A 20,196-nucleotide genomic window follows, 5' to 3' on the forward strand; every position below is an offset into this window, starting at 1 on the left:
GGGACCCGCATCGGACATTACGTCGAATATCGCTGGACGAACCGTTGAAGGGATTGCAACAAAGTGCAAGTTCCGGGAACTCAACCTTCTTGGTCCTTCAGCGCATCCAGGGAGTGCGGTCCGGAATCGGGCGGCGTCTGGGGATGCGTGGAGGACGAGATGAAGCAGCGCTGGTTGGCGGTCGCCGTAGCGGTGGCCGTTGCGGGGGCGACAGTCGGAGTCGTGGTATCCGGGAGCGGTGCGGACGCCGCTCAAGAGACCGGTACGGCGGACCTGGCCCGACCGATCGGGCCGAAGGATCGCGTGGTGACGCTGATCACCGGCGACAAGGTCGTACTGCTCGGCGGTGACGAGCACAAGGTCCGGATCGACCGCGGTCCCGGCCGGGAGCACGTGACGTTCTCGACCCAGCGCAGCGAGGGCAAGCTGACCGTGATGCCGAGCGACGCCGGCGCGCAGGTGGCGGAAGGCAAGCTCGACCGCCGGCTCTTCGAGGTCTCCACGCTGCTGAAGTTCGGCTACGAGGACGCGAAGACCACGGCGACACCGCTGATCATCCAGTACGGCGCTTCCCGCGCACGGTCGTTGCAGGCGGCAACTGTTCGCCAGAACCTGCCGGCGATCAACGGGGCGGCGGTGTCCGCGCCCAAGACCGGCAACTTCCTCCAGCAGTTCAGCGCGCAGACGCGCTCGACCAGTGCGATCGCGAAGGTCTGGCTCGACGGTAAGCGGCACATCGCGCTCGACCAGAGCGTTCCGCAGATCGGTGCCCCGGCGGCCTGGAAGGCGGGCTTCACCGGTAAGGGCATGTCAGTCGCGGTCCTGGACACCGGCATCGACGCCACCCACCCGGACCTCCAGGGCAAGATCACCGCCGAGAAGAACTTCACCACCGACAACGCAGGCGACAACATCGGCCACGGCACCCACGTCGCCTCGACGATCGCGGGCACGGGCGCCGCGTCGAACGGCAAGTACAAGGGCGTCGCGCCGGACGCGAAGCTGCTCGACGGCAAGGTCTGCTCGGGCGACGACTGCCCGGAGTCCCAGATGCTGGCCGGGATGCAGTGGGCCGCGGTCGACCAGAAGGCCAAGATCATCAACATGAGCATCGGTGGCCAGGACACTCCGGACGTCGATCCGCTGGAAGAGGCCGTCAACCGGCTCTCTGCCCAGACCGGCGCCCTGTTCGTCATCTGCGCGGGCAACGAGGGCGAGGACGGCGGCAAGGTCGACTCACCAGGCAGCGCCGACGCGGCGCTCACGGTCGGCGCCGTGGACAAGAAGGATCAGTACGCGCCGTTCTCCAACCCTGGTCCGCGCGTCGGGGACGGCGGGCTCAAGCCGGACATCACCGCACCGGGCGTCGACATCGTGGCCGCGAAGTCCAAGGACTCGACCATCGGCGACCCGGTCGGCAAGTACTACCTCAAGATGAGCGGTACGTCGATGGCCACGCCGCACGTGGCAGCGTCGGCCGCGCTGATGCTGCAGCAGCACCCGGGATGGACCGGGCCGGAGCTCAAGTCGGCGCTGATGGGTACGGCGAAGGTGCTGCCGAAGCAGACCGTATTCCAGCAGGGTGCCGGCCGGGTCGATGTCGCGAAGGCGATCACGCAGTCGGTGGTCGCCGTACCGGGCAGCCTGTCGTTCGGTACGCAGTTCTGGCCGCACACCGACGACAAGCCGTTGGTGAAGGATCTCGAATACCGCAACCTCGGCACCAAGCCCGTCACGCTGACTCTGACCAGCACTGCGACCAAGGCGTTCTCGTTCAGCCCGACAACCCTGACCATCCCGGCCGGGGGCACCGGCGCGGTCAAGGTCACGGCCGACACCCGTCAGATGCCGATCGGCATGTACACCGGCCGCGTCACGGCGACCGGGGACGGGCAGACGGTCGGGACGCCGTTCGCGATCGAGAAGGAGCAGGAGAACTACGACGTCACGATCAAGCACCTGCTGCCGAACGGTCAGCCGACCGACAACTACGTGACCGGGATCGTCAACCTCGCCGACGGCAAGATCACCGAGGTCTTCCACACCGGCCAGGGCATCGCGAAGGTGCGGCTACCGCGGGGCCGGTACGTCGTCGACGCCACCATCACCGGCGATGCCGAGAAGCAGTACAACCTGGTCTGGCCGATGATCGACCTCCGGCAGAACACGGTTCTCACCGCCGATGCGAAGCTGGCCAAGCCGTTCGGGATCACGGTGCCGAAGAAGGACGCGAAGCTGACCGAGATGTCGGTCGGCTACTCGATGACCTCGACGGGCGACGTGTTCGAGAGGTCCACCGAGACTTCCGATCTGAGCAAGGTGTTCGTGGCCTCGCTCGGCGGCCCGGCTCCGGCCAAGAACTTGGTGTCCTACGTCTACTCGCGCTGGGGTGTGCCGGGCAAGGACGGTCAGTACATCGACTCGCCGTACGCCTACAACCTGATGCAAGGAACGCGTGGGCGCTTCCAGACCGGCTATCAGCGGATCGTCGACCAGAAGACGCTGGCCACGGTGACCTCGCAGTACGCCGCGGATCAGCCCGGCGGTATCGCGACCGATCTGCGGCTGGGAGGCTTCCCCGGGATGCAGACGCCGGGCAGCATCATCTCCTACTACCACCGCCTGCCGAGCAAGAGCGTGCAGTACTTCGACGCCGGCCCGCTCTGGACGGCCAACATCGGTCAGAACCGGATCGTCAAGGGTGAACTGGAGCCCCTCGCGGGCTGGACGTCGGACACGACCTACCGCAGTGGCAAGAGCTACCAGGAGCGATGGGGCGCGGCTGTCGCGGGCCCGGCCCTCGATGGTCGATCGACCCGGACCGGGAGCTCGATGCACGTCGAGCTGCAGCCGAACAGCGACCAGGACGGGCACCCCGGCGAAGCGGCGAGCTGGGACGGAGGCCTACGGCTGTTCCGGAACGGGAAGCTGGTCGCGTCGGCCGAGGCCGACGAACTGGACGCCGACAAGCTGCCGACGGCGAAGTCGCCGTACCGGCTGGAGCACACCCAGAAGAGCGCGGGCGTGCAGCTCGCCACTGAGCTGAGCAACGTCTGGACGTTCGCCTCGGCGGGCACCGGCATGAAGACGGTTCCGCTTCCGTTGTGGGGCACGCAGTTCAAGCCCGGTGTCGACCTGAACAACTCGGTGCAGCGGACGGCGACCACCAACCTGCCGTTCGTGGTCAAGTACCAGCCGAAGGCTCCGGTCGGTCGGCTGAAGAGTGTCCAGGTGTGGATCTCCGGTGACGGTGGCAAGACATGGACCAAGGCAACCGTCGTACCGAAGCGGCACGGCAACTACCTCGCCGTCTTCAAGACACCGGCCAAGGCGAAGCTGATCTCGCTGAAGTCGGTCGTCACCGACAGGTCCGGCAACACAGCGACCCAGACCGTTCTCAACGCCTACCGGGTGCGGAACTGATGAAGCGATGGCTAGCGGTTGCCACCGCAGTTGCCGTGGCAGCAGGTACCGCAGGACTGATGAAGGCCGGCGGAGATGCGGACGCCGCACAGGACGCCGGTACGGCGACGCTCGCGCGGACCGTGAGTTCGAAGGACAAGGTGGTCACGCTGATCACGGGGGACCGGGTGATCCTGCTCGGTGGTGATCAGAACAAGGTGCGGATCGAACGTGGACCGGGCCGGGAGAGCGTTCTCTTCCGGATCCGGCGTGCGGGCGGTCACCTCACGGTGCTGCCGGACGATGCCGACGCGAAGGTGCGCTCGGGCAAGCTCGATCCGCGGTTGTTCGACGTGACGACGCTGCTGGCGTTCGGGTACGACGACGCGAACTCGAAGAGCATCCCGCTGATCGTCGAGGGTGCACAACCGAAGTCATTGCGGATGGCAACCGTTCGGCGGCAGCTGTCGGGTGCGGTGGCGTTGTCGGTTCCGAAGAGCGGTGCCTTCCTCCAGCAGGCCGGAGCGCAGAAGATCTGGCTGGACGGCAAGCGGCACGTGACGCTGGACCAGAGCGTTCCGCAGATCGGCGCACCGGCCGCCTGGAAAGCGGGCTTCACCGGTAAGGGCGTCAAGGTGGCCGTGCTCGACACCGGCATCGATGCCACCCATCCGGACTTCAAGGGGCAGATCGTCGGGGCGAAGAACTTCACCGCCGACCCGGCCGGTGACGACTTCGGGCACGGCACGCACGTCGCCTCGACGATCGCGGGTACGGCGGCCGCGTCGAACGGCAGGTACAAGGGCGTCGCGCCGGACGCCAAGCTGCTGGACGGCAAGGTCTGCGGCAGCGATGGCGGATGCGACGAGTCCGCGATGCTGGCCGGGATGGAATGGGCCGCCGTGGACCAGAAGGCCAAGATCATCAACTTCAGCATCGGCGGTCCGGACTCACCCGGGATCGACCCGCTGGAAGCGGCCGTGAACCGGCTCACCGCACAGACCGGCGCGCTCTTCGTGATTGCCTCCGGCAACGAAGGTGAGGACGGCGGCAAGGTCGATTCGCCGGGGAGCGCCGACGCCGCGCTCACCGTCGGCGCGGTCGACAAGCAGGACCAGTTCGCGCCGTTCTCGAACAGCGGACCGCGGGTCGGTGACGGTGCGCTCAAGCCCGATGTCACCGCGCCGGGCGTGAACATCGTCGCCGCGAAGGCGAAGAACTCGCAGATCGGCACTCCCGTCGGCACGCAGTACCTCGCCCTGGACGGTACGTCGATGGCCACGCCGCACGTGGCCGGCGCAGCCGCACTCCTGCTCCAGCAGCACCCGACCTGGACAGCCGGTGAGCTCAAGTCAGCCCTGATGGGTACGGCGAAGGTGCTCCCCAAGCAGACGGTCTTCCAGCAGGGCGCGGGCCGCATCGACGTCGCGAAGGCGATCACGGACACGGTGGTCGCGGATCCCGGCAGCCTCTCGTTCGGCAAGGCGCTGTGGCCGGAGCACAAGCCGTCCACCAAGCAGCTCACCTACCGCAACCTGGGCACGAAGGCGGTCACGCTGACGGTCTCCGCGAGCGACCCGGTCGTGACGGTGAGTCCGACGACCCTGACGATTCCGGCCGGCGGAACTGCCTCGACCTCGGTCACGGCGGACACGCGGCACGTCCCCGACGGCCAGTACGCCGGTCGCTTGCTGGCGACCGGCGACGGACAGACGATCGGTACGCCGTTCGCGGTGGAGCGCGAGGTGGAGAGCTACGACGTGACGGTCAAGCACCTGCTGCCGAACGGCCAGGGTGCTACGCAGACGGTTTCGGGGATCCTGGACGTCGGCACCGGCATCACCACACCGCTGGTCAGTGACTCGCAGGGCGTCGCGAAGGTCCGGCTGCCGAAGGGTCAGTACTTCATCGACGCCTCAATGACCGACGGCACCAAGACGTACCAGCTGGTCTGGCCGGCGCTCACGCTCAGCCAGACGACGGTGCTGGTCGCCGATGCGAAGCTCGCCAAGTCGTTCCGGATGACGCTGCCGAACAAGGACGCGAAACTCGACAGCGTGGAGGTCGGGTACGTCCGGGCCGGGGTCAACGGGCCCTACACGAACGCGGTCTTCGCTTCCGACCTCGACCAGCTCTTCGTCGGCACGCTCGGCGCGCCGATCCCGGCGAAGGACATGACGTCGTACATCTATTCGCGCTGGGGCGTGCCGGGCAAGGACGGGAACTTCACCGACTCGCCGTACAGCTATGACCTCATGCAAGGCGTCCGTGGACGGTACTTCACCGGCTACCACCGCGTTGTCACCGTGAAGGATGTCGCAACCGTGGCATCGCAGCACGCGGCCGACCACGCGGGCACCTATGTGACCGACGTCCGGATGGGAACCCTGCCCGGCATGACGGCGAGCTCGCTGTCGCAGAACTTCTACTACCACCTGCCAGTCCGGACCGTGCACTACTTCGACGCCGGGGCGACCTGGGACTCCGATCTGAAGGAGTCGCAGCTCGCCAAGGGTGCCGAGGATCCGCTCGTGGATCGGGGCTCGCAGACGGTCTACCAGCGCGGTAGGAGCTATCAGGAGCGGTGGGGTTCGTCCGTCGCCGGCCCTGCACTCAACGGCTGGTCGACCAGGACCGGGAACTCGATCAACACCCAGCTGAACCCCAACTCCGACCAGGACGGGAATCCGGGGATCGCGGTCTCGTCGAGCGGCGTTTACAGCACCCGCCTGTTCCGCAACGGCAAGCTGGTAGGCGCGGAGACGGTGCCCAGCCAGATCGACGTCGACAACCTGCCCGCGGGCAAATCGACGTACCGGCTGGAGTCGACGCAGACGGTGCCGAACATGCAGCTCTCGACTCAGCTGAGCGCGGTCTGGACGTTCAGCTCGGCGAACACCGGGAAGAAGTCGGTGCCGTTGCCGCTGTGGGGAGCGCGGTTCAAGCCGGGCGTCGATCTGAACAACTCGGTGAAGCGGACGGCGGTCACGAACCTGCCGTTCGTGGTGACCTACCAGCCGAAGGCGCCGGTGGGCGCGGTCAAGTCGGTGCAGGTGTGGGTCTCGGGTGACGCCGGGAAGCACTGGACGAAGGCGACCGTCGTGGCGAAGCGGAAGGGCAACTACGTGGCGACCTTCAAGACGCCGGCGAAGACGATCGCGCTGAAGTCGGTCGTCACCGACAGGGCCGGCAACACCGCCACGCAGACGGTCACCAACGCCTACCGGCTGCGTTAACCGTTAACCGTTGACCGCTACTCCGGGTCGATGACGGTGGGGTGCGCCTCGGGATGCGCACTCCACCAGTCGCGGGCGGCCGCGTTCTCCGCGATGGTTTCGCGGTAGGTGTCGATGAAGGCCTGGTGGACGAGATCGACCGTTTCCTGGCTCACGTTGTCGACGCGCCAGCGCAGCGTCCGCCGCCACGACAAAGGCTGGCCGGCCAGCGGCTTCACGACGGTCCGGGGGAGCTCCCGGACCGTCGGTGCGCACAGGCAGATGCCGCGCCCGGCGCCGATCAGCTGCTCGATCTCGGTCGTGTCGAGGTTCCCGTACCGGAACTGCGGGGAGAAACCGGCGTCCTCGCAGACCTCGCGCAGGTAGGCCAGCTCACCGTCCTCCTTGCCGGCCGGTGGGCAGATCCAGACATCGTCGGCCAGCTCGGCGAGCTTGACCTCGTCGACGCCGGCCAGGTGGTGATCGGCGGGAAGCGCGATCGAGAACGGCTCGGGAAAGACCATCGTCTGCTCCCGGATGCCCTGCGGGCACGGCGGTGCGTAGGCGTCCTCGGCGCGGCCGATCATCGCGATGTCGAGGACATCGGCGGCCAGCAGCTCGGTCAGTACGGCGCTCGACGAGTCCACCTGGGTGGCGATCTCGCTGCCGGCGAACGCTCTCTCGAGCCGCGACAGCCAGGCCCCGAACATGACCGTGCGCGAGGACCCGAGCCGCAGCGTGCCGGATCCGGAGGTATAACGCCGGCTCGATCCGATCAGCTCGTCCATGTCCGCGAGCATCGCCCGCGACCTGTTCAGGACGTGCTTGCCCAACGGTGTCGGTACGACGCCGGTCGAGCCGCGGTCGAACAGCGAACCACCGACCGCCTCCTCGATGCGGTGCAGCTGGGCGGTCAGGGACGGTTGTGAGACGCCTAGTGCCGCGGCGGCCTTGGAGACGCTGCCGGTGTCCGCAAGGCGGCAGACCACGCGGAGATGGCGAAGTTCGAGCTCCATAGCGGCGAGGTTATGCCCTGCTGGGATATCACAGCCATCACGTGGAGGTGTCAATCTCAACCAACAGAGGACCCCGGATGTTTACCTGCCTGCCCTGCCGGAGCCGGCGTCCTCTGCATCCGCCACCGGCCGGCCCGGACTGCAGCCCCAGCGGCCGGTGGCGGGGTCCCCGCCCCCATCTAGTGAGGACGTGTCCCAGTGAAACGCACTGCCCTGCGTACAGCGACGGTCGGAGGCGTGCTCAGTCTCGCGCTTCTGGCCACCGCTGTTGTCACCACCAAGCTCCCGTCGGCCGACGCCGACGCGAGCGCCGCGGCGAAGCCTGGTCCTACTGATCAGCAACAGTCACGGGCCGCCGCCATCCGCACCGCCGACCGCCTGGTGAACGGCCGGGCCGCTGAGCTGAAGGCCGGTTCTGGGGACCGGTTCATCCGCCAGCAGGACATCAGCACCCCGTGGGGTCTGCAGTACGTCGCCTACCAGCGCACGTACAACGACCTCGCGGTGATCGGCGGCGACTTCGTCGTCACCACCGACGCCGCCGGAAACGCCAAGGGCATCACCGTCGCCCAGCAGCAGCCGATCTCCGTCGACCGCACACCCACGGTCACGAAGGCAGCTGCCCAGAAGGCAGCACTGAAGACGATCGAGAAGGCCGACCCGGTTCCTGGTGAGCCGACGCTGGTCGTGTACGCCGGTGGCGCCAAGCCGGTGCTCGCCTGGGAGGCCCGCGTCCAGGGCCGCGACCACGGTGAGGCGACCCGCCAGAAGGTGTACGTCGACGCGCGTACCGGCAAGGTCGTGCACACGACCGAGGAGAGCGCGGCCGGGACCGGTACCGGCATCTGGAACGGCTCCAACCTGACCATCGGTACGACGAAGTCCGGATCGTCGTACACGATGACCGACCCGGCTCGTCCCTCGCTGCGCTGCGGCGACTCGGCGAACGGCCAGACGTACTCCGGCTCCGACGACACCTGGGGCAGCACGTCCAAGACCGACAAGGAAGCCGGCTGCACGGACGTCATGTACGTCGCCGCCGGTGAATGGGATCTGCTGAAGAACTGGTACGGCCGCAACGGCCTGGACAACCAGGGCAAGTGGGCCGACGCGCTCGTCGGTCTCGGCGACGTGAACGCCTACTGGGGTTCGCAGTACAACTCCGACGGCGTGATCTTCGGCTACAACAACGCCCGCCAGTGGATCACCGCCACCGATGTGGTCGCGCACGAGTACGGCCACGGTCTGGACGCGTACACCCCCGGTGGCATCTCCGGCTACCCGTCGCAGGAGGCGGTCGCCGACATCTGGGGAGCGCTCACCGAGGCGTACCTGAACAACCCGAACGACGCCCCCGACTACGAGGTCGGCGAGAAGATCGACCTGACCGGCGACGGCCCGATCCGGGTGATGTACAAGCCGTCGAACGTCTCCGGGCACCCGGACTGCAACTCGAGCAGCCTGCCGAACGAGATCCATGCCTCGGCCGGCCCGATGAACCACTGGTTCTACTTGCTTGCCGAGGGCACCAACCCCGGCAACGGCAAGCCGAACAGCCCGACGTGTAACAACACGACGCTGACCGGGATCGGTATCAAGGAGGCCGGCAAGCTCTTCTACAACGCGATGCTGGCCAAGACCTCGAACATGTCCTACGGCAAGTGGCGTTCGACCACGCTGACCGCGGCCAAGAACCTGGACAGCAGCTGTGCCCTGTACGGCAAGGTCAAGGCTGCTTGGGACGCCGTCACGGTCCCGGCCCAGTCCGGCGAGGCCACCTGCACGGCGACCGGCAACGACTTCACCATGTCGGTCTCCCCGGCGAGCGGTTCGGCGAAGCCCGGAGAGAGCGTTTCCGCGACCGTGAACACGGTGATCGGCAGCGGTTCGGCGCAGTCGGTCCAGCTGACCGCGACCGGTCTGCCGTCCGGCGCGACCGCGTCGTTCGACCCGGCCTCGATCCAGTCCGGCAACTCGTCGACGCTGAAGATCACCACCTCCTCCAGTACGCCGGAAGGTGCGTACGACGTCCGGATCACCGGCGACGGTGCCGACGTCGACCGGACCGCGACGTACCGGCTGACCGTCGGCGGCTCCGCCCCGCCCGCCGGCGTACCGAACATCGACGTCGAGAAGGTGAAGGCACACCTGCAGGCGCTGCAGACGGCGGCCGACAACAACGGTGGCAACCGGCGGGCCGGGAGCGCGGGCCACACCGCGTCGGTCAGTTACATCGAGCAGAAGCTCCGCGACGCCGGGTACACGGTGGCCAAGCAGCGGTGCACGAACTGCCAGTACCCCTCGGACAACCTGATCGCCGACTTCCCCGGTGGGGACGCGAACCAGGTGATCATGCTCGGCGCGCACCTGGACAGCGTGAGCGCCGGTCCGGGCAGCAACGACAACGGCTCGGGGTCGGCGACGATCCTCGAGGTCGCGCTCGCCCTGGCACAGGCCAAGCCGACGCTGGCCAAGCATGTCCGGTTCGCGTGGTGGACCGACGAGGAGCAGGGCCTGAACGGCTCGAAGTTCTACGTCGCCCAGCTGCCGGCGGCCGACAAGTCGAAGATCAAGGCCTACCTGAACTTCGACATGGTCGCCTCCACGAACGCCGGGTACTTCGTCAACAACATCACCACCGACACCGGCAAGGTGCTGAAGGCGTTCTACGACGGGCTGAACCTGGCGCCGGAGGAGAACACCGAAGGTGCGGGACGTTCGGACGACGCGTCCTTCAAGAATGCCGGGATCCCGACCAGCGGTGTCGCCGCCGGGGCAAGTGCCCGCAAGACCAGCGCGCAGGCACAGAAATGGGGCGGCACCGCTGGCTCGGGTTACGACCCCTGCTACCACGCGGCGTGTGACAAGTACCCGTCGAACATCGCGGCGACGGTGCTCGACCGCAGTGCCGACGCGGCGGCGTACGGGCTCTGGAAGCTGGCCGTCGGCGAGCAGCCGCCGGCCGGGAACGACTTCAGCCTGAGCCTCGACCCGGCCAGTGGTTCGGTTGCCCCGGGCAACTCGGTGCAGACGACCGTGAAGACGGTCACCACCAGTGGTGACGCGCAGTCGGTGCAACTCGCCGCCAGCGGGCTGCCGACCGGGGTGACCGCGACGTTCGCGCCGACCAGCGTGACGTCGGGCTCGTCGTCGACGTTGACGATCGCCGCCGCCGCTTCCACCGCTGCCGGTTCGTACGACATCGTGGTGAAGGGGACCGGTGCGGTCAGCCACGAGTCGACGTACCGGCTCACCGTGACCGGAACGCAGACCGGCACCGTGACGGTCGAGAACCCGGGGAGCCAGTTCGGGTTCGTCGGCTGGCAGGCCTTCCCGCTGCAGTTGCGGGGTACGTCGAGCGCCGGCCTGCCGATCACCTTCACCGCCACCGGCCTGCCGCCCGGCCTGACGATCAGCTCGTCAGGCTCGGTCACCGGGATGCCGTCCACCCGTGGCACCTACTCCGTGACCGTCACCGGGAAGGACTCCGGCGGCGCCTCGGGCAAGGCGACCTTCAGCTACACGATCTACTGATGAGCAGGGTCGCGGAGGAACCCACCAGGTCCTCCGCGGCCCGTCCCCGCACCGCGGCCTTCTCCTGTTGAGGTGGGAGAAGGCCGCGGTGTGCGCGGGGACCAGGCCCAGCGTCCGAGCGCGGTTCTTCGGACGTCAGGGAAGGAGGACGAATTCGCGGAGCCGCGCGCGGACGTCGCCCAGGGCTTCGGTGACGGTGACCCTGCGGGTGGACAGATCAGGGGAGTCCACCGGCAGCGGATCACCGCCCGACCACCCGAAGGTCAGCACCCGCCCGCCGTCCGCGACACCTAAAACCTCAACCAACCTTGAGGTCAACCCTCGCAACGTCCGAAAGAACCGCACACCCCGCCCTCCGATCGTTCGGACGTTAGGAGCTGTTGGCGGCGGCTGCGGAGGGGGCAGAGGGGGTCGCTTAGGGTTGGGGGCATGGTGATTCGGCTGAGTGAGCGGTGGCCGGAGGTCAGTTCGGATCGGCTGCTCTCCGAGTGTGTGCCGCCGCCACGGTTCGCGGACGCGCGGTTCGCGACGTACCGGCCGAATGCGGAGGAGCCCTCGCAGGCCGAGGCACTGGCGGTGCTGAGCGAGCGGGCCGAGCAGTTGGCTCAGCCGCGGCAGGCACCATCCCTGTGGTCGCGGTTGCGTGGGCGAGCGCCGGAAGCGGGCAAGCCGGGTGTCTATCTGGACGGTGGGTTCGGCGTCGGCAAGACCCATCTGCTCGCGTCGCTCTGGCACGAGGCGGCCGGTCCGAAGATGTATTGCACGTTCGTCGAGCTCACCAACCTGGTCGGCGCGCTCGGGCTGCGCGCCGCGGTCGAGGCGCTCTCGCCGTACCGGCTGATCTGTATCGACGAGTTCGAGCTCGACGACCCCGGCGACACCATGCTGATCAGCCGGCTGCTCGGCCAGCTCGTCGCGGCCGGTGTCCAGCTCGCCGCGACATCGAACACGTTGCCCGACAAACTGGGGGAGGGGCGTTTCCAGGCGATCGACTTCCTCCGTGAGATCCAGGCGCTGGCCGCCAACTTCGACGTCCGGCGGATCGACGGCCCGGACTACCGCCATCGCGGGCTCCCGGAAGCGCCCGAGCCGTGGACCGATGCGCGGGTCGAGCAGACCGCGGCCGAGCGGCCCGCGACCTCGTGCGATCACTTCGTCGACCTGCATCACCACCTGGCCCAACTACATCCGAGCCGGTACGGCGCTCTGCTCGACGGCGTGCAGGCGGTCGCGATCACCGACATCCGTCCGCTCGACGACGAGAACGTGGCGCTGCGGATGGTCGTGCTGGCCGACCGCATGTACGACCGCGATCTGCCGTTGCTGGCGAGCGGCGTACCGCTGGATCAGCTGTTCTCCGCGGCCATGCTCAAGGGCGGCTACCGGAAGAAGTACTTAAGGGCTTTGTCTCGATTGATCGCATTGTCGCGCACGTCCTGAGCGGCTGAACCTCTCGACGTGCTTCGCTGAAGGCATGCTCAAGAACCGAGGGCTCATCGCCTCCGCACTCCTGGTGGTCGGCCTCGTGCTGCTGGCCGTCGGTGGCTTCGTCCAGTTCCACGACTTCACCGGTCACGGCTCCGAGGAATGGAACCTGCCGCTCGGGTTCGTCGCGGCCGTGCTCGGGATCGCGGCGGTCGTCATCGCCTGGCCGTTGCCGAAGGCCCGCATCTGGCTCGGCGCCGAACTGGCCGTGCTGAGCGTGCTCCTGATCGTGCTGGGGGTCGCCAACACCGGGTTCCGGTTCGTCTGGGCCCGCGACGAGTTCGAGCTGGCCGCCTTCGAGTTCCTGCTCCTGCTGCTCGCCGTCGTCCTGATCGGTACGGCGCTCTCCGTGCGACTGAGCGCGGGCTGGCCGCTGCGGGTCGTCGCCTACGTGCTCGGCACCGCGTTGCTGAGCTATCTCGCGGTGCGAGTCGGTACGGCGTACTACGACCGGACCATGTGCACGGGCGACGACACCACCGACTGCTTGGCCCTGCTCGGCGGGCTGTTCTGGGGTGTCGGCGCGTTCGTGGTCTGCCTGGTCGCGATCGTCGTGACTGAGATCGTGCTGTGGCGTCGGCGCCGTACCTCCGCGATGTCGGTCGCGCGATAAGGCAGGATGGGCTGATGGCGAAGCAGAAGAAGCAGAAGGCGGAAGAGGCCGGGGGGCTGCTCGAGCAGTTGCGAGTCCCCGAGGGACCGGTGGATCTGACGACCTACGATCCGCGGGCGACGACGGGGTTCGGTGGCGCCAAGGACGACGGCAAGGCCGCGCTGGAGACTCTCGGGGCGGAGGTGTCGGACTGGCAGGAGCGGTTGTTCGCCGAGGGCCGCAAGGGCGGCGAGCGCAGTGTGCTGCTGGTGCTGCAGGGGATGGACACGTCGGGCAAGGGTGGCGTGATCCGCCACGGCGCCGGACTGATGGACCCGCAGGGCTTGAAGATCACCTCGTTCAAGGCGCCGACGCCGGCCGAGAAGCGTCGCGGCTTCCTCTGGCGGATCCGGCAGGCCGTCCCGGGGCACGGGATGATCGGGATCTTCGACCGCTCGCACTACGAGGACGTGCTGATCGCGCGCGTCCGCAACCTGGTCGCGCCGAACGTTTGGGACCGGCGCTACGACCAGATCAACGACTTCGAGGCCGAGCTGGCCGAGAGCGGTGTGACGGTGCTGAAGTGCTACCTGCACATCTCGCCGGAGGAGCAGCGGGTCCGGCTCGAGGAGCGTCTCGACAACCCGACCAAGCACTGGAAGTACAACCCGGGTGATGTCGACGAGCGCCAGCTCTGGCCGGACTACATGGACGCCTACCACGCGGCGATCGAGCGCTGTAACACCGATCAGGCCCCGTGGTTCGTGATCCCCAGCGACCGCAAGTGGTACCGCAACTGGGCCGTCACCACGCTGCTGCTCGAGACCCTGAAGGGCCTCGACCCGCAGTGGCCGGCCGCGGACTTCGATGTGGCCAAGGAGAAGAAGCGGCTCGCCGCGACCTGAGCTCAGCTCTCCGGATCGATCTCGTGCTTGCGGAGCAGGTCGCGCAACCTGGCGACCTGCTCGTGCAGCCGCTCGTTCTCGTCGAGGACGGCGTTCAGCTCGGCGAGCAGGTGATGCCGCCGCCCGTACGTCGTCCAGTCCGGATCGCCGGCCACCATCGCCTCGACCGCGGTCCGTGACCGCCGGCGGCGATCGATCCGTTGCTCGGCCTGGCTGCGCAGATTGTGCAGGTCCACGCCGAGCCGGGCCAGCACCTGGGCGGCGACACCGTCGGTGTCCTTGATCAGCGCGAGCAGCAGATGCTCGGTGTCGATCTCGTCGGAACCGAGGCGGCGCATCTCGAGGAAGGCATCCTCGAGAGTCGCCTTGGCCCGCGGCGTGAACGGGATGGCCCCGTGGGGTGCGCGTTTGCCGCGACCGACGATCTCGACCACGAGCTCACGCACCTCCCGCGAGCTGACCGTGGGCACCAGCTTCGCGGAGGCCGTCTCAGGGTCGTGGATCAGGCCGAGCAGCACGTGCTCGGTGCCGATGTAGCTGTGGTCGAGCTGCCGCGCCTCTTCCTGCGCGAGGACGACCACCCGCCGCGCGGTTTCCGTGAACCGTTCGTACATACCGACTCGCCTCCACATCCAGTCGTCGATCTCATGGTCGAGCCCGGACCGGAGCTCGTCGACCGCAGCCTCGAGCGTCAGGCCGAGCCGCTCCTCGAGCGTGACTCCGATCAGCCGGTCGCGAAGGAAGTCGGCCACGTCGCTGGCGTCGCCGGCCGTGATCCGGTCCAGGAGCTCGTCGAACTCCTCGACGGGCTCGAGCCGCAGGTCGGCGTGGTTCAGCCCGGTGAACTGCAGCACGACGGCCACCGCCACCACGCGGTTCGCGCCGCCGAACGGCCGTGCCCGGACCAGCCCGTCGAGCAGCACCGCGGTCGCCTCGGCCAATTCCTCGGCACCACGCACCTCCGCCAGCACCCGCTCGACCGAGTCGAGGTCAGTCCGGCGTACTGCCTCCTCGGACGTGCAACGCAGCACGCGAGCGGCGACCGCCAGGACGTCGTACAGGTCGAGGTAGTGCATCAGCCATCACCGCGGAGGCGGCGCAGGGACTCCTCATGGCGGCTCAGGTTTGCCTCCAGCAGCCGGCTGAAGCTGCTGTCGGCACGGCGGCGCTCAACCAGCTCGGCAATCGCTTCACGCGCGACCTCCGACACTGACCGCCCCTCGACGGCCGCCACGGTCTGCAGCCGCTCCGCGAGCTCAGGGTCGAGTCGGAGCAGGATGTTCTTGGTCGCCTCTTTCGCCATAGCTAGCAAGATATCACGATATCCACGACGAGTCTGTTGCAGCTTGGTGCAATCACCGCCTTGTGCCCCCGCCACGCCTCCCCGGTCCTGCGAGGATGTCCGCGACATACGACTTGGGGACGGGGCTTCGATGCGTGGCGCGGACAGCAAACGGCGGATCATCTTCACTGCCATCGGCACCGGAGTCGTGCTGATCGTGACCGCCGGCGTCGTCTTCGGCCGACCGCTGTGGGCCGACCGGTGCGCGGCAAGTTTCCCGAAGGTCCCGGGCGGGGACCTCGCGAACTTCCATGCGGTGCCGCTCGACCAGGTCAAGGTCGACGACTTCCCCCAGGAGTATCGGGAAAACGCCCGCAACTTCCTAGAGGTCGCGCAACACCCGCTCGCTCCGCTGGGAACGGCCCGCAACGCCGTCGTCGTACCCCACCTCAACGAGAACGCAGCGGTCCTGGCCAACTCGAGCGACGGGAATGTCCGGTTCGAGGTCGGCGGCGAAGGCCTCATCGGGAAGACGACGTACGCCGCCATCGTGCAGCTCGACGGCGCGACCGGGAAGCCGGTCTGGGGCCGGCGGCAGGTCGGCTACAACGCCAGCGGCGGAGACCCGGCCGACCGCATGGTGCTGACGTACAACCCCACGGACAAGGCATTGCGTGTCGCGGCGGTGGACACGGGCAACGGCTCCCTGGCCTGGTGCGGCAAGGTCGGTGCGGACCGGGAGAGCGACTCGGTTCCTGCCTCCGACTGGGTGACGTCCGGGGACGAGATGTTCGTCGTCCGCCAGTCTGCTCCGGATGAGGACGTGCGGTTGTCCCGCCTGGACACCCGGTCCGGCAAGGTCGACTGGGAGACGCCCGTTGCGGGTCTGACGGAGGCCGGTTCCGTGCGGGTGCTGAACGATCAGCTCCTGCTGAGCCCGTTCGGCGGTGCCATGAACGCGAGCCGTCGGTCGCGGATCCTCGATCCGAAGTACTCCTCGCAGCCGGTCGGTGACCGCGGCGCTGTGGTGGCCCGCTCGGTCGCGGACGGTAGCGCGACCTGGTCCTACCGCGGACCCGATGAGCGAGGCTGGATCAGCAACGTCGTTGCCACCGGCAAGGACGTGGCGGTCGTGATGTCGCGCGGCGCGTCCTCCGAAGGCTGGTTGGCCGGTATCGATCGGACCGGCAAGCAGCTGTGGAAGCAGGAGTTCAAGAACCCGTTCGACGACCTCCTCGGCGGCCCCGTCAAGGTGGCTGGTGACGTGGTCCTCTCCCACGAGAAGGGGACCAGCAAAGGCAGCTCGTCCCTGGTCGCCCGGAATCTTGCCGACGGCACCGAACGCTGGCGGACCCAGCTCACCACCACCGGCTCGCCGTTGCGGTCCGGTGCCTCCGAGGTCCTCGGCAACACCCTCGTCGCGAACACCTACGACGATGGCTTGATCGCCATCGACCTCACGTCAGGAGCCGTGACCAACCCCCTCCCGGGCAAGAAGATCGGCCCCGTCGACCGCATCGTCAGCGACAACCGCACCGTGACGATCGACGCCAACGGCCTCTTCATCACCTTCAACCGACAGACAGCAGGCTGAGAACGTGGAAGAGCACCAGCCCGACAAGTTCAGGCCGATGGACTACCGCCTGATGAGCTTCGCCGTCGCGATCGCACAACTCGTCGTCCTCGCCCCGACCTGGATGACCGTCAGCGACGGGGGAGACCTCGACGTGTACAGCGGACTGGGCTGGTTCACCAGCGAGGGGACCGAGTCGCCGATGACCTTCCTGCGGCTGTTGTCGCTGGTCGTCTACATCGGCCTGGTGCTGGTCGCGTTGGTCAGTTCGCGGACAACCGCCGCCGTGCTCGTCTGCGCACCGCTGGGGCTTGGGGTCACCATCGTCATGCTGTTCCTGAAACCGGACCCGTCGGGATCCGACGCTCACTGGACCGGAGCGCCAATCATCGCGCTGCTGCTGTGGATGGTCGCCATAGTCGTCGCCGAGCACGGCTGGTCAGAATCCGGCCGCGTCCGCCCGGACTAGCCGCCGCGGCCGGAGTGGTGGCCGGAGACAGTCAACGGTTGCCGGAGACCCCGCACCACAGGTCTCCGGCCCTGAGAACCTGTCTCCGCCGCCAGCCGTCGGGGGCGTCCACACCGCAGGGCGGGCTTGAACAAGTTATGACCTGTCCACCCCCACCAGTTCCTGTTCAAACCCCCGGCTCTCGCCACGACTAGGGTGGGTTGGCAGGCATCAAGCTTGTAGACACGCCGTAGCGCCCGGACGCGCCGGGGGCTCACTGGTTCCGTCGTCTGGCGGCTTGTTGCTGCGGGAGGCGATCCGGGTTTGTCGTCAACCGACAGACATCAGGCTAGGAGATATGGACGGATCTGCGATGAGTCAGCCCGGCGACAACGAGGCATCCGAGCAGTTCAGACCGATGGACTACCGGCTGATGAGCTTCGCCGTCGCGATCGCGCAGTTGGTCGTGCTGGCGCCCAGCTGGCTGACCGTCGGCTCCGACGTTCACAGTGGGATCGGCATGTTCTGGATCGAGGATGTCAGCTCGCCGTGGGTCGCCATCCGCTTGTGGATGCTGCTGTTCGTCTACATCCTGCTGGCCGTAGTTGCCCTGTTCCAGCCGCCGACAACCGGTCTCGCGTTCGCCTGCGCCGTCGCTGGCCTTGCGGTCACCATCCTGCTGGTCCTGAGCAGACCCTCCAAGTTGGCGGGAACAGAGACGCATTGGACTGGCGCACCAGTCATCGCAGTTGCCATGTGGGTGATCGCTATCGCGTTGGCCGAAGCAGGCTGGTCGCGAACCCGCCGCGCGCGAGCGCAATAGTCGCAGTGCGTCAGTTGTGGTCGAGGGTGATGACGAGGCTCTCGGTGGTGAAGGTGATCGACTTGTCGTCGCCGACGACGGTGTCGATCCTGCCTTCCGGTATGACGGTTGCTTCCTTGCCGGTGCGGAGGTCGAGGGACCGGATCCCGAAGTCGGGTCCGTAGGCGGCGGCCACCAGGTGGTGGTCGACGACGGCGGACTTTTCGAGATGCAGATTGGGCGTCCGGGCGCCGCCGCCCAGTCGGCTCCAGAGGACCTTGCCGGTGGCGGTGTCATGCGCCACGAGACGGATCGGATCCCGTTCGGCGGCGCGCTCCTCGGTGAGAACGACGTCACCGGCAACCTTTGCCTCGTCGGTGAGGTTGAAAGCGAGGGCGCTGCCCAGGTCCTGACGCCAGCGTTCCTTGCCGGTCGTGTCGAGTGCGATCAGCCAGCTCCGCACGGGCTCCGCGCCTTTGGCTGGGCTCGTGTCCGCCTGACGAGCCGCCACGATGACGGTGTCGTCGCGGAATCCGATCAAGTCGACCGCCCAGTTCGAGTCGTCCGGGCCGGCGTAGGTCCAGGTCGGGGCACCGGTTGCCGCCGAGTGGGCGATGAGGGCACCGCGGTTCGGCTTCCTGGGGCGGTCCTCGGTGTTCCAGTCGGCGGCGTACTGGTCCGGTGACACTTGGCTGAACAGGATCTGATCGCCGAAGGTCTTGATCGAGCTCACGTAGTCGTGACCTTGGATCGGCTGCTCCCAGGTGATCTTGCCGGTCGTCGTGTCGACCCGCGCCAGCTGGAGATCCTTGCGGTCGCGCTCATCACCCAGCCTGCGGACGACATACAGCTGATCGCCCTGCACGGTGGTAGCGGATTCGAAGACGGCGCTGCTGTCGTAGATCGGGTCCTTGCCGAGGGAGGTGCACCACTGTCGCTTCCCGTCGGCCATGGCGAACGATGTTGCCATCGGCCGGGGAGTCAGCTTCAGCATCATCAGCTGGTCGGGAGTCCGGCGCGCGTGTACGCCGGTGCCGGAGTACTGGCGACCCCATCGGGCCACGCCGGTCTTCCGATCGAATGCGACAAGTGATCCGCGCAGGCCCGTCCCGAACCAGGAGGGCGGACCGACCGCGAGGATCGGATCGCCGTTGACGGTGCCGATCGGGTTCACCGAGTCGGCCCCGCGGCCACCGGCGGCAGTGACGATGACACGAGTAGCCGGCCGGAAGCCACCGCCGGGTTTGCTGACAGCGGCCAGCATGGCGCGGGCGCGCTCCGAGCGATAAGTGATATCCGGTGCGATGTTTGCTGGACTGAGATCGACCCCGGCCACCGGGTCGGCCTGGATGGTCCGGAGCACCTCGGCCGGCGTCGCTTCGAATTGTGCAGAGCAGCGGTCTGCCCAGCGGTTCAAGCCGTCGTGGCTGAGCGGTACGGCGTATGTCACTGCGACCGCGATCGCGACGCCGAGTGCAATTCGTCGTTTCGAGGTGTTCGGAATGCCGTCGCGGCGGCGCTGTTTGAATCTGGTGACAGCGGTGACCACGAAGTTCGTCAGCCATAGTGCGGCCGCGAGCTTCGGGCCGAGTATCCATCCGCTCGTTGAATAGTCGTCCGGCGAGGAGTTCCACATGGCCAGCGGATACCAGACGGTCGTCAGAGCTCCGGCGAGGCTGCCGAGCACTGCGATGGCAGTGCCGGGCAGCAGCATGCAGAGCACAGCCAGGAACAGGCAGATCAGTGCCCACAGAGTGGCGCCCTTCGTGACGACGGACGCTACGTCGAGAAGCTGGAATCCACGGTAGAACTCCTGCTCTTCGTTGGTGCTTCCCTGATCGACCACTAGCCAAGGAAGGAAGGCCAGCGTCAGGATCACCAGCAACGGGAGCAGACGGTTCGCGAATCTGACGCTGAGTAGTCGCCGGTGCATGGGCGCCAT

Annotated in this window: 14 protein-coding genes; 9 read left to right on the plus strand and 5 right to left on the minus strand. The window is 67.5% G+C overall.

What is annotated here, in order from left to right; genetic code table 11:
* Nucleotides 1-159 precede the first annotated feature (159 nt).
* Nucleotides 160-3,423 carry a S8 family peptidase gene (locus OG474_RS37605; RefSeq protein WP_405058412.1) on the plus strand — a complete coding sequence of 1,088 codons (3,264 nt, stop codon included), beginning with the start codon at nt 160-162 and terminating at the stop codon, nt 3,421-3,423.
* A complete protein-coding gene (locus OG474_RS37610) occupies nt 3,423-6,638 on the plus strand; it encodes a S8 family peptidase (RefSeq protein ID WP_405058413.1) in 3,216 nt (1,071 codons plus the stop codon). The genes OG474_RS37605 and OG474_RS37610 overlap by 1 nt, the downstream gene beginning before the upstream one ends.
* 17 nt (nt 6,639-6,655) lie before the next feature.
* Here the strand turns inward: OG474_RS37610 and OG474_RS37615 are convergent, their stop codons facing one another.
* The gene (locus OG474_RS37615; RefSeq protein ID WP_405058414.1) at nt 6,656-7,633 is read right to left on the minus strand and encodes a LysR substrate-binding domain-containing protein; all 978 of its coding nucleotides are present in this window, start codon (nt 7,631-7,633) and stop codon (nt 6,656-6,658) included.
* Nucleotides 7,634-7,831: 198 nt separating this feature from the next.
* On the opposite strand from OG474_RS37615, the gene OG474_RS37620 reads away from it, so the two are divergent.
* Nucleotides 7,832-11,167 (plus strand): M20/M25/M40 family metallo-hydrolase, encoded by a 3,336-nt coding sequence (locus OG474_RS37620; protein ID WP_405058415.1) that lies wholly within the window; start codon nt 7,832-7,834, stop codon nt 11,165-11,167.
* A gap of 135 nt (nt 11,168-11,302) precedes the next feature.
* Here OG474_RS37620 and OG474_RS37625 read toward each other — a convergent pair whose 3' ends face one another.
* Nucleotides 11,303-11,473: a hypothetical protein gene (locus OG474_RS37625; RefSeq protein WP_405058416.1), complete on the minus strand. Its 171-nt coding sequence runs from the start codon at nt 11,471-11,473 to the stop codon at nt 11,303-11,305.
* A 123-nt stretch (nt 11,474-11,596) separates the two neighbouring features.
* Between OG474_RS37625 and zapE the strand changes: the two genes are divergently transcribed.
* The 3 genes from zapE to OG474_RS37640 are packed head-to-tail and all read left to right on the plus strand — an operon-like array spanning nt 11,597 to nt 14,149.
* Nucleotides 11,597-12,607 carry a cell division protein ZapE gene (gene zapE / locus OG474_RS37630; RefSeq protein WP_405058417.1) on the plus strand — a complete coding sequence of 337 codons (1,011 nt, stop codon included), beginning with the start codon at nt 11,597-11,599 and terminating at the stop codon, nt 12,605-12,607.
* Nucleotides 12,608-12,641: 34 nt separating this feature from the next.
* Nucleotides 12,642-13,265: a hypothetical protein gene (locus tag OG474_RS37635; RefSeq protein ID WP_405058418.1), complete on the plus strand. Its 624-nt coding sequence runs from the start codon at nt 12,642-12,644 to the stop codon at nt 13,263-13,265.
* A 14-nt stretch (nt 13,266-13,279) separates the two neighbouring features.
* Nucleotides 13,280-14,149 carry a polyphosphate kinase 2 family protein gene (locus OG474_RS37640; protein ID WP_405058419.1) on the plus strand — a complete coding sequence of 290 codons (870 nt, stop codon included), beginning with the start codon at nt 13,280-13,282 and terminating at the stop codon, nt 14,147-14,149.
* A gap of 2 nt (nt 14,150-14,151) precedes the next feature.
* Here the strand turns inward: OG474_RS37640 and OG474_RS37645 are convergent, their stop codons facing one another.
* Complete coding sequence (locus tag OG474_RS37645; protein WP_405058420.1) at nt 14,152-15,225, minus strand: Clp protease N-terminal domain-containing protein; 1,074 nt, start codon at nt 15,223-15,225, stop codon at nt 14,152-14,154.
* A complete protein-coding gene (locus OG474_RS37650) occupies nt 15,225-15,452 on the minus strand; it encodes a CopG family ribbon-helix-helix protein (RefSeq protein WP_405058421.1) in 228 nt (75 codons plus the stop codon). The genes OG474_RS37645 and OG474_RS37650 overlap by 1 nt, the downstream gene beginning before the upstream one ends.
* Nucleotides 15,453-15,582: 130 nt before the next feature.
* Here OG474_RS37650 and OG474_RS37655 point away from each other — a divergent pair, with 130 nt between their 5' ends.
* The 3 genes from OG474_RS37655 (at nt 15,583) to OG474_RS37665 (ending at nt 18,275) form a co-directional block, all read left to right on the plus strand.
* The gene (locus OG474_RS37655; RefSeq protein WP_405058422.1) at nt 15,583-17,025 is read left to right on the plus strand and encodes a PQQ-binding-like beta-propeller repeat protein; all 1,443 of its coding nucleotides are present in this window, start codon (nt 15,583-15,585) and stop codon (nt 17,023-17,025) included.
* A 4-nt stretch (nt 17,026-17,029) separates the two neighbouring features.
* Nucleotides 17,030-17,473 carry a hypothetical protein gene (locus OG474_RS37660; RefSeq protein WP_405058423.1) on the plus strand — a complete coding sequence of 148 codons (444 nt, stop codon included), beginning with the start codon at nt 17,030-17,032 and terminating at the stop codon, nt 17,471-17,473.
* Between the two features lie 337 nt (nt 17,474-17,810).
* Entirely contained in the window at nt 17,811-18,275 is a 465-nt protein-coding gene (locus OG474_RS37665) for a hypothetical protein (RefSeq protein ID WP_405058424.1), read from the plus strand.
* Between the two features lie 10 nt (nt 18,276-18,285).
* Here the strand turns inward: OG474_RS37665 and OG474_RS37670 are convergent, their stop codons facing one another.
* Complete coding sequence (locus OG474_RS37670; protein ID WP_405058425.1) at nt 18,286-20,187, minus strand: PQQ-binding-like beta-propeller repeat protein; 1,902 nt, start codon at nt 20,185-20,187, stop codon at nt 18,286-18,288.
* Nucleotides 20,188-20,196 lie beyond the last annotated feature (9 nt).

Source organism: Kribbella sp. NBC_01505 (assembly GCF_045040285.1).
Lineage (GTDB): Bacteria > Actinomycetota > Actinomycetes > Propionibacteriales > Kribbellaceae > Kribbella.

Excerpts from the sequence above, each read along its gene's own strand:
- OG474_RS37605 (WP_405058412.1), top strand. The coding sequence starts at position 160 with ATGAAGCAGCGCTGGTTGGCGGTCGCCGTAGCGGTGGCCGTTGCGGGG.
- OG474_RS37610 (WP_405058413.1), top strand. The coding sequence starts at position 3,423 with ATGAAGCGATGGCTAGCGGTTGCCACCGCAGTTGCCGTGGCAGCAGGT.
- OG474_RS37615 (WP_405058414.1), bottom strand. The coding sequence starts at position 7,633 with ATGGAGCTCGAACTTCGCCATCTCCGCGTGGTCTGCCGCCTTGCGGAC.
- zapE (WP_405058417.1), top strand. The coding sequence starts at position 11,597 with ATGGTGATTCGGCTGAGTGAGCGGTGGCCGGAGGTCAGTTCGGATCGG.
- OG474_RS37635 (WP_405058418.1), top strand. The coding sequence starts at position 12,642 with ATGCTCAAGAACCGAGGGCTCATCGCCTCCGCACTCCTGGTGGTCGGC.
- OG474_RS37640 (WP_405058419.1), top strand. The coding sequence starts at position 13,280 with ATGGCGAAGCAGAAGAAGCAGAAGGCGGAAGAGGCCGGGGGGCTGCTC.
- OG474_RS37645 (WP_405058420.1), bottom strand. The coding sequence starts at position 15,225 with ATGCACTACCTCGACCTGTACGACGTCCTGGCGGTCGCCGCTCGCGTG.
- OG474_RS37650 (WP_405058421.1), bottom strand. The coding sequence starts at position 15,452 with ATGGCGAAAGAGGCGACCAAGAACATCCTGCTCCGACTCGACCCTGAG.
- OG474_RS37655 (WP_405058422.1), top strand. The coding sequence starts at position 15,583 with ATGCGTGGCGCGGACAGCAAACGGCGGATCATCTTCACTGCCATCGGC.
- OG474_RS37665 (WP_405058424.1), top strand. The coding sequence starts at position 17,811 with ATGGACGGATCTGCGATGAGTCAGCCCGGCGACAACGAGGCATCCGAG.
- OG474_RS37670 (WP_405058425.1), bottom strand. The coding sequence starts at position 20,187 with ATGCACCGGCGACTACTCAGCGTCAGATTCGCGAACCGTCTGCTCCCG.